The organism is Haliscomenobacter sp., from assembly GCF_040403615.1.
In the GTDB taxonomy this organism is placed as follows: Bacteria; Bacteroidota; Bacteroidia; order Chitinophagales; family Saprospiraceae; genus Haliscomenobacter.
On record NZ_JBBAKG010000174.1, the window covers coordinates 1 to 8,521 of the forward strand.

Genomic DNA, 8,521 nt, shown 5'->3' on the forward strand with positions numbered 1-8,521 from the left:
GTGTATCCTAACAGAGATGGAAGAGGCTGGTTAAAATCTTTTTTTTCTGTCCCGAATAGAAGCATGACAGGAATACAGGACAATATGCCAAGGATAAAGCCAGTGATGGTGATACTGATGGTGCGCCAGTAGGGTTGTAAGGTTGTGGATTTCATTGGTGAAATTTTTTATATCGCAAGGTGAATTAATTTATGCCCAGTACATGACATCTTCGACCATACATGCCACAAATATCCTCCCCTCCCCAACACCAATCAAGGCACTTTTACACCAAAATGACCACCCCAAATTTTGATTTTTGAAACACCCCTCCCCTTCCACGCCTACCGATTATACACAAATTTGCATTGCTGGCAAGATGGTGCTGGTGATGACCAACCCCCAAACCCCTGGAAGGGGAGCCCAGCTTACGTTAGGTCAAAATGCTACCTTTTTTTAGCAAAAGTAAGGTTTTTTCTTACCGAAAATCTGCTCCCCTTCCAGGGGTTTGGGGGTTGGTAATTTTCGTAAATCGTTCACTATCAATGCTAAAATCAAGTATCGAAAGATGTGTATAATCGGTAGCCTCACACGCTGCTGATCCAGCGTGGATTAACCTTCCACTTGGATGCAAAAACGGGAAATCAAGATTGTTACCTACTGAACCCCTTTATTTTTCTTTCCCAAGGTATCCATTTTTATTTTCTTCTTTTTGCCTTCAAACAGTGGCTTCAGGGCAATGGTGTCTGGACCTTTGATATCGGGAATGCCCTCGGTGGGTTTGATGGGTTTGGGTGGGCGCGACAGCGTATCGCGTTCGAAGTAGGCTTGCTCGATCAGGAGAGAATCGGCAATATGGGTGGCAGCCTGGAATGCTTCTTCATAGCAGGCCTTGATTTTGACTTTGCGGTATTCTAAGAGTCGGCGATTTAGTTCCTGACTCATCAAGACTTTAACCTCTTCCTCACTGTAGTCTTTGTTGGAAAGGCAGGCTGTGCACAAAAACAACAGGCCAGCGGCAAGCCAGGAGAAGCGTTTGAATAGTTGGCGCATTCGACGAATCATTTGGAATATTTTAGTCTCAATTCTTCCTCTTCGGCACGGCGTGCTTTGAGCATGGAATCCACCAGCACCTGAATTTTTGCCTCGCGGGTAGCTTTGCACAGGCTGTCCATTTCGAGCGCCATGCCTTCCTGGTTGAGCTTGCGCAAATACAGCGTATCGATCTGATCCCGCTGGGTAGTGGTCAGTTTGAGTGGAGGTTTTTCACCGCAAGAAAAAAGGAACACCAGAAGGCCAAAAAGCCCAAGGATGGTTCCGACAAAATTGAGTTTCATCCCTTGTCAATTATCTAGAAACATCGATTACTTTTCGGCGCAGTACAAAGTGTTGTCCCAAATACACCTTGCGTACCATCTCATCTGCCGCCAGTTCCTCGGCAGTGCCTGCTTTCAGAATGTTGCCCTCAAACATCAGGTAGGCCCGATCGGTGATCGAAAGGGTTTCCTGCACGTTGTGATCCGTAATCAGGATTCCGATGTTTTTGGTTTTGAGCTTGGCCACGATGTACTGGATGTCTTCTACTGCAATGGGGTCAATCCCGGCAAAAGGTTCATCCAGCAAAATGAAGGTTGGGCTGGTGGCCAGCGCACGGGCAATTTCGGTACGGCGGCGCTCGCCCCCCGAAAGGGTGTCACCTCGGCTTTTGCGCACTTTGGACAGGCCAAATTCGTCTACCAGTTCTTCCAGTTTATCGCGTTGCTCGGCAAGCGACAACGTGGTCATCTCCAATACGGCCTTGATGTTGTCTTCTACCGTAAGCTTTCGAAACACCGATGGCTCTTGGGGCAGGTAACCAATGCCTTTTTGAGCCCGCTTGTACATGGGCAAGTGGGTAATTTCCTCATCGTTGAGGTATACTTTGCCTTCATTCGGTTGAATAAAGCCCACAACCATATAGAAGGTGGTGGTTTTACCGGCTCCGTTTGGCCCCAATAGCCCGACGATTTCGCCCTGGTTGACGTTGATCGTCACCCCTTTGACTACTTGTCGGCGGCCATATAATTTGATCAGGTTGTCGCTGCGCAGAATCATTCCTTCTGTTTTTTGGATTTTGGAGCTTTGTAGTTTTCGGAGGTCGCATGTTCTCCTCACTAAAACCATAAGATCCCCAGACCCGCTTTTTCGTGTACTAATCTACATAAATTACCTTGCGCAAAAAGCGGAAACCCAACGACACCTCAAAGGTAAGGTTGGTGCTTTTGCGCTGGGGCAGGGTAATGTTCCCTCTGGGAGCAAACGGATTTGGATTGATGATGTTTTCCAAAGGGGGCTGATTGTATTGAAAAGAAAAATCTGGATTGACCGTAAATTCCAGCAGCGCCCCAACCAACTCGCTAAATGGCAACTCAATGCCACCTCCCACCGTTAGGCCGTAATTGAATTTGCGTACAAACTCAGGGATAGGATAATACACCGTGTAGATATCGTACTGGTCGGGAAAACGCGGCCCCAATTGGGTGCTGAGCGTATAATCGCCACGAATCCCCAGCAGATAATACACTTTTTTTTCGCCCAGGTCTAAATCCAGCCGTTGTTTTGCTCCTACCGTCAACGAAATATTGCGGTACTCGAAGGAAATCTGTTGCGCTGGAATGGAAAAAATAGAACCTCCTGACCCCGTAATGGTTCCACGAGGGGTGCGAATGGCGCTGCCTTTGATGTGGTAGCCCCCTTGAGCAAAAAGCGAAAAGCGGGAATCTTCCCCCACACTTTCGATAAAAGCAATGCCGTGGTACCTTAGAAGCATGTCTCGCTCAAAGGTATTGTCCCAGCGTTGTCTGCCCGCGGTAAGTCCTCCTTTAAAGCCAAAAGCTGTACTTTGGGTAAAGCCCCAAACCGTCGATACACACAAAAATAAGCCGATAAAAAAGCTGCGCATAGCCGTTACTTTTAAAAAATGAGGCGATTCTAAGGGTTGAAATCCAAAAAATTTCAATCGGCAGAACCATTATTTATCCATCTACAAAGGTGGTGAATTGGCATGGACTGTGCAAGAGTTCCGCAGAATTCAACAAAATCAGGCTTTTGTACGGCAGCCTTTACTGACAGATGCCTTACAGGGTAATAAAAATTTACCTAAAAAACTTTGTTTATCAATTGAGTTCTACGTTACTTTGCGGGTGCATTTATAAATCAATAAAGTTTTCTAACATGTCAAGCATTGCAGAAAAAGTAACCAAAATCATTGTTGAGAAGCTTGGAATCACGGAGTCCGAAGTTACTCCAGAGGCGAGTTTCACGGGTGATTTGGGTGCGGACTCTCTAGATACCGTTGAGCTGATCATGGAATTCGAGAAGCAGTTCGATATTTCCATCCCAGATGAGCAAGCGGAAAACATCAAAACTGTTGGTGATGCAGTTTCGTATCTTGAGGGTGTAATTCATCCCAAGAAAGAGGACGCAGATAAGTCCAAAGATCACTAATTTCAGCGTTCGGGAAAAATCCACAGGTTGAATTTCAGCCTGTGGATTTTTTATAACAATGCTCTTGTTTCTGCTAATCAATACCCGAATATGAGAAGAGTTGTTGTAACCGGAATGGGGGCTGTAACGCCAATCGGCAATACAATAGCCGCATACCAGGAAGGTTTACAGAAAGGCGTTAGTGGTGCAAACATTATTACGCTTTTTGATGCTTCGGCATTCAAGACCAATTTCGCTTGCGAAGTCAAGGACTTCGATCCCGAAATTGCCATCGATAAGAAAGAAGTACGGCGCATTGACCGCTTCACACAATTTGCCTTGGTGAGCGCCGAGGAAGCTATGATTGATTCTGGCCTTTCCACACAACTTGAGCAGCTTGATCGCGACAGAGTTGGGGTGATCTGGGGATCTGGAATCGGTGGATTGCGCTCTTTGGAAGAAGAAATTGAAACCTTTACCTCTGGCAATGGTACCCCACGGTACAACCCTTTCATGATTCCTAAAATGATTGCGGACATTGCTGCTGGGCACATCTCCATCAAGTACGGATTCCGGGGCATCAACTATTCCACCGTTTCGGCTTGTGCTTCTGCTACGCACTCCATTATGAACGCTTTTGATTACATCCGCCTGGGCCGCAACGACGTGATCCTTTCGGGTGGTTCTGAAGCAGCTGTTACCAAAGCAGGCATTGGTGGCTTCAACGCCATGAAAGCCCTCTCCACCCGCAACGATGACTTCAAAACAGCTTCTCGCCCTTTTGACAAAGACCGCGATGGATTTGTTTTGGGCGAAGGCGGCGGCGCATTGATCCTTGAAGAATACGAGCACGCCAAAAAGCGCGGTGCCAAAATATATGCCGAAATCGTTGGTGCAGGCGCTACTGCCGATGCCTACCACATCACTGCTCCCCATCCGGATGGATTGGGCGCGCTCAACGTGATGCGCATGGCCTTGGCGGATGCCAAAATGAACGCCGACGAGATCGATTACGTCAACGTACACGGTACGTCTACGCCGCTGGGCGACCTTGCCGAAACCAAGGCCATTCAGGGGGTATTTGGCGAACATGCCTACAACCTGAACATCAGTTCGACCAAATCCATGACAGGACACCTCCTCGGCGCCGCCGGTGCCATCGAGGCCATTGCGGGTATTTTGGCCCTACAGGGTCAGTTTATTCCTCCTACCATCAATCATTTTACCGACGATCCAGAAATCGATAACCGCTTGAACCTGACCTTCAACCAGGTACAGGAACGCAAAGTAAGAGCGGTTTTGAGTAATACATTTGGCTTTGGTGGCCACAATGCATCTTTGATCTTTAAACAGTTCTCAGAATAGGACTGTAAGTGTTTAAGGGAGCAAAGCGCAAAAACTACCCTTTCCCCAAACAAATGAAATCCTGTTCAGCAATTTTCCTACATCTCGAAATTGCTAAACATGATTTCTGCTGCAAAATCGTTTTTTTTGTAGCAACTGTATTTTTGTAGTTTTTTTCTGCTCCTTTCAATTTTTACAGGCCGTTTCTGAATAGATTCATAATCAGCACCCTGCAAAAATTTGACCGCGGTCAAATTTTTGCAGGGCTGTATTATTTACACTCTCAACCAAACGGCCTTGCGGTTTTTATTCAAATTTTATAACTACTACCTTTCTCCGGATAAGGAATTGGCCCGTAAACTCAAACCTTTACTGGGCTATACTCCGGCGAACCTGGGTATTTTCAAGTTGGCGTTTTCGCACAAATCTACCAGCAATGCGGGTGGAGACAAAGCCTACGCCATGCAAAACAACGAGCGCCTGGAGTACCTGGGCGATGCGGTGTTAGGCACCATCGTTGCAGAATACCTCTTCAAGAAGTATCCAGACAGCAATGAGGGTTTTTTGACCAAAATGCGCTCCAAACTGGTCAAGCGCAAGTCGCTCAACCGCATTGGCGACAAAATGGAACTCGAACTTCTGCTCTCCGAATACAATACCACCCGCCTCAGCCGTTCCATGTTGGGCAACGCCGTAGAGGCCCTGGTGGGCGCAGTGTACATCGATCGCGGGTATGGACCTACCATGAATTTCGTGATCCACAACATGCTGCGCAAATACGTCAACATCCACGAACTGGAGCGCCTCGACGACAACTACAAGAGTCAATTGCTGGAATGGTGCCAAAAAAGCGGCAAAAGTGTAACGTACAAGCTATTGGCGCGTTATAAGTTTGAAAAACGCGACCGCTTCAAAGTGGCAGTGATGATCAACAACAAGCGCGTAGCCATCGCCGACGATTTTAATAAAAAAAGCGCCGAGCAAATGGCTTCCGAAAAAGCCATGTTGGCCCTGGGCATCCTGATCGAGGAAGAAGACGAAGACTAGTAGCCGCAACCCTTGCGGTTGCCCAAACTGTCAACCCTTGCAATTGCCCAAGCCGCAACCCTTGCTGTTGCCCAAACTAGGAACCGAATTTGGTTGTTCAGTACCCCAAAATACATTTTCATCCGCCATGAAATCTGTCCTGGACAAACGCATCGAAACCATGCTACAAGGAGCCAACGAGCTTCAACTATGGGTATTGGATGCGATCCGCCAGGGCTTTGGTCATTTGCAAAGTCAACCCAACGCTACCTGGGACAGCATCGCTGCCCGCATGACCGATAGCAAATTGGCGGTTATCTCCCGGCGCATCCGGGTATTGCGCGACCGCAGGCACGAGGCACAATGGCCAGAACTCTTCTTCAACGAGTTGGCCGATTTTTACCTCTTTGCCCAAGCCTTTCGCCGCATAGAATCCCTGCCCGAACCCCTTCAAGAAGAATTGCTTTTGCAAGGTGGACGCACCATTCGCCGCAACGATTTGCTGGATCAACAACCCGCGCAACACGACCGCTGGCTGGCCTTGGGTCAAACCTCAGGGATGGAAGAGGATCTGCGCTGGCGCCGCACCTGGTTTTTGGCGGAGCGCCTGCAAAAATTTGCCCTGGTCCTCGATTTTGCTTTTCGAGACACCCCTTACACCCAGGAATGGTTGTTGGGATCGGTCATCGATGCAGATTTTCATTTTTTCCCGGGCGTGTACCCCTTGCGGGCGGTAGTGGGAGAGTTTGCATTGTCCGGCGAGTCCTTCTTACCCTTCGATGGCTTCCTGAATGCCCGCAGCATGGCCAATGCCTACACCAAAGCACTCAGTGAGAATCCTTTTTTGCAAATATTCCCCGTGGTATTGAGCGGGTTTAGCATTATTTTGCAGCAGGAACAGTTTTATGCCCTCGATGCAGAGCGCCATTACCTGACGCTCAGCAAACAGGAAGAAAAAAACTGGAAACTCCTGGCCTGTAGCGCCGGACACCCCATTGATTTGTTTGCAGAATGGGATGGAAGCAGATTGAACCCACTGGCCATGATCGACGATCAGCAAATTATAAAGCTCTAATCATAAACCAACCGAAGCATGCAATTTAGTAGAATCCTGGCGGCACCTTTTGTATTGGGGATGGCCATTTGCTTTTACCTGGCTTTGGCCGTTGATCAAGCTTATTCCATTTATGTAGTGCCCTGCGTCGTTTTTCTGGCGCTGATCTACATTTTCGCCCCGCAGATCGACTGGTTTTGGTACCAACGCAATCCACCCGAATTGCCGGAGGGTTTGCGAACTTTTTTTGAAAAGCACTGTCTTTTTTACCAGCAATTGCTCCGCGAAGAAGACCGCAATCTTTTTCGTAAGCGAGTGGCCTTGTTCAAAATAGCGACCGATTTTAAAAGCCCCCAGGAAGATACTGCTGTAACGGAAGACCTGAAACTGGCCGTGGCCGCCAGTGCAGTACCACTGACTTTTCACTTGCCAGATTATTTGTTTCCCAATTTCGAAACGGTAGTGGTCTTTGCGCAAGCTTTCCACTCACCGCAATTTCCGCAATACATCCATGCTTCCGAATCCTTTGCCGAAGATGGCGTACTGCTGTTTTCTGCCCCCCACCTCATGAAGGGATTTATGAGCCCCCGAGAATATTACGACATTGGCATGCACGAATGGGCACAGGCTTTTGTGCTGGGTTTTCCCGATCTGAACTGGCCAGCCGATGAACCCGAGCGCTGGCATGCGTTCAGCCGCATCAGTGGTTTTCCGGCACAAGCCATCTTGCAATGGATCAATCGCCCCAACGTAGAGCTGCTGCCCGCTACCATTGTGCATTATTTCCATTTTCCGCAGCAGTTTAAGGCGGTGCTGCCGGAGGTGTATGGGGAATTGGAGGGAATTTTTGGATTGGAGAGGGTGCGGGGGTGATGGCCGCTGGGTATTTTTCGGTACAAACGCGCTGATTATTGGATTCGGCTTCGCCAAATCAATTGATAACCTCGACGGTGCGACGATTACTGCTGAGCACTGGTGATGCTGCGCATTTGGGTGCAAAAGCGACATCAATGGGAGAACGGATGACGCGAATTTGGGCGGATTACGAATTAGGGTTTGGGAATGATGTTTGAAATTGCCATGAAAATGCGTTGATTTTATTTTTGAGATCTGTTAAATCTGCAATAATCTGATCGAATGAAGGTGGATTCTCTTCATAGATCATTTGTTCAATCATGGTATTGTAATCCGCCTTCCAGGCATCTAAAACTGCTTGCACTGGTATTGGATTGATGGTTTGAGGTTGGTGTAAATTGTAGTTTACACCCCCCAAACGGGTAAATTTATATCGGTGCTCGACTATGGTTTCATATAAATACGGGTCGGTAAGCCCCTTTTCGGCAAAGTCTGTTTTTGATAATTTTACCACATCATACAAGTGCCGACTCAACCTGTCTACCCTCATTTTATCCGATGGACGTTGAAATTCTTCGTGCAAAAGAAAAATCTTTTCTAAAAAAGTACGCTCCGGATTTACGGTTGGTACTTTGATGGGTTGTCGTGCAAAATCCTGGTCCGAATAGGTTTCATCAACCAAAGAACTAAATGATTGCGTTGTAAAAGGCTCTCTTAGCGAGCGGCATCCTATTTCTATTTGTACCCTTGGTTCGAGGTATCCGGGTGAAGCAATTACGTGAGGGTAATAGACCTCAA

At 47.7% G+C, this 8,521-nt stretch carries 10 protein-coding genes; 5 read left to right on the top strand and 5 right to left on the bottom strand.

The window, feature by feature from the left end; translation table 11 throughout:
* Positions 1-636: 636 nt before the first annotated feature.
* The 4 genes from ABW391_RS27765 to ABW391_RS27780 form a co-directional block, all read right to left on the bottom strand.
* The gene (locus ABW391_RS27765; RefSeq protein ID WP_353485166.1) at positions 637-1,032 is read right to left on the bottom strand and encodes a hypothetical protein; all 396 of its coding nucleotides are present in this window, start codon (positions 1,030-1,032) and stop codon (positions 637-639) included.
* 8 nt (positions 1,033-1,040) lie between these two features.
* Positions 1,041-1,316 carry a hypothetical protein gene (locus tag ABW391_RS27770; RefSeq protein WP_353485167.1) on the bottom strand — a complete coding sequence of 92 codons (276 nt, stop codon included), beginning with the start codon at positions 1,314-1,316 and terminating at the stop codon, positions 1,041-1,043.
* Positions 1,317-1,326: 10 nt separating this feature from the next.
* Positions 1,327-2,073 carry an LPS export ABC transporter ATP-binding protein gene (gene lptB / locus ABW391_RS27775; RefSeq protein ID WP_353485168.1) on the bottom strand — a complete coding sequence of 249 codons (747 nt, stop codon included), beginning with the start codon at positions 2,071-2,073 and terminating at the stop codon, positions 1,327-1,329.
* Positions 2,074-2,170: 97 nt separating this feature from the next.
* Positions 2,171-2,920, bottom strand: a complete 750-nt coding sequence (locus ABW391_RS27780) for an outer membrane beta-barrel protein (RefSeq protein WP_353485169.1) — start codon at positions 2,918-2,920, stop codon at positions 2,171-2,173.
* A 272-nt stretch (positions 2,921-3,192) separates the two neighbouring features.
* Here ABW391_RS27780 and ABW391_RS27785 point away from each other — a divergent pair, with 272 nt between their 5' ends.
* The 5 genes from ABW391_RS27785 to ABW391_RS27805 all read left to right on the top strand — a co-directional run bounded on the left by ABW391_RS27785 (position 3,193) and on the right by ABW391_RS27805 (position 7,741).
* Entirely contained in the window at positions 3,193-3,465 is a 273-nt protein-coding gene (locus tag ABW391_RS27785) for an acyl carrier protein (protein ID WP_353485170.1), read from the top strand.
* A gap of 90 nt (positions 3,466-3,555) precedes the next feature.
* Positions 3,556-4,809 (top strand): beta-ketoacyl-ACP synthase II, encoded by a 1,254-nt coding sequence (gene fabF, locus ABW391_RS27790; protein WP_353485171.1) that lies wholly within the window; start codon positions 3,556-3,558, stop codon positions 4,807-4,809.
* Positions 4,810-5,085: 276 nt separating this feature from the next.
* Complete coding sequence (gene rnc, locus ABW391_RS27795) at positions 5,086-5,835, top strand: ribonuclease III (RefSeq protein ID WP_353485172.1); 750 nt, start codon at positions 5,086-5,088, stop codon at positions 5,833-5,835.
* 127 nt (positions 5,836-5,962) lie between these two features.
* Positions 5,963-6,889: an SWIM zinc finger family protein gene (locus tag ABW391_RS27800; protein WP_353485173.1), complete on the top strand. Its 927-nt coding sequence runs from the start codon at positions 5,963-5,965 to the stop codon at positions 6,887-6,889.
* A gap of 18 nt (positions 6,890-6,907) precedes the next feature.
* On the top strand, positions 6,908-7,741 hold the full coding sequence (locus tag ABW391_RS27805; protein ID WP_353485174.1) for a zinc-dependent peptidase: 834 nt from the start codon (positions 6,908-6,910) through the stop codon (positions 7,739-7,741).
* A 169-nt stretch (positions 7,742-7,910) separates the two neighbouring features.
* Here the strand turns inward: ABW391_RS27805 and ABW391_RS27810 are convergent.
* The coding region (locus tag ABW391_RS27810; RefSeq protein ID WP_353485175.1) for a nucleotidyl transferase AbiEii/AbiGii toxin family protein at positions 7,911-8,521 on the bottom strand (611 nt) is incomplete at its 5' end.

Bases quoted from the DNA above. Each gene is read 5' to 3' on its own strand.
- ABW391_RS27805 (WP_353485174.1), top strand. From the start codon at position 6,908: ATGCAATTTAGTAGAATCCTGGCGGCACCTTTTGTATTGGGGATGGCC.
- ABW391_RS27765 (WP_353485166.1), bottom strand. From the start codon at position 1,032: ATGCGCCAACTATTCAAACGCTTCTCCTGGCTTGCCGCTGGCCTGTTG.
- ABW391_RS27800 (WP_353485173.1), top strand. From the start codon at position 5,963: ATGAAATCTGTCCTGGACAAACGCATCGAAACCATGCTACAAGGAGCC.
- lptB (WP_353485168.1), bottom strand. From the start codon at position 2,073: ATGATTCTGCGCAGCGACAACCTGATCAAATTATATGGCCGCCGACAA.
- ABW391_RS27780 (WP_353485169.1), bottom strand. From the start codon at position 2,920: ATGCGCAGCTTTTTTATCGGCTTATTTTTGTGTGTATCGACGGTTTGG.
- ABW391_RS27785 (WP_353485170.1), top strand. From the start codon at position 3,193: ATGTCAAGCATTGCAGAAAAAGTAACCAAAATCATTGTTGAGAAGCTT.
- fabF (WP_353485171.1), top strand. From the start codon at position 3,556: ATGAGAAGAGTTGTTGTAACCGGAATGGGGGCTGTAACGCCAATCGGC.
- ABW391_RS27770 (WP_353485167.1), bottom strand. From the start codon at position 1,316: ATGAAACTCAATTTTGTCGGAACCATCCTTGGGCTTTTTGGCCTTCTG.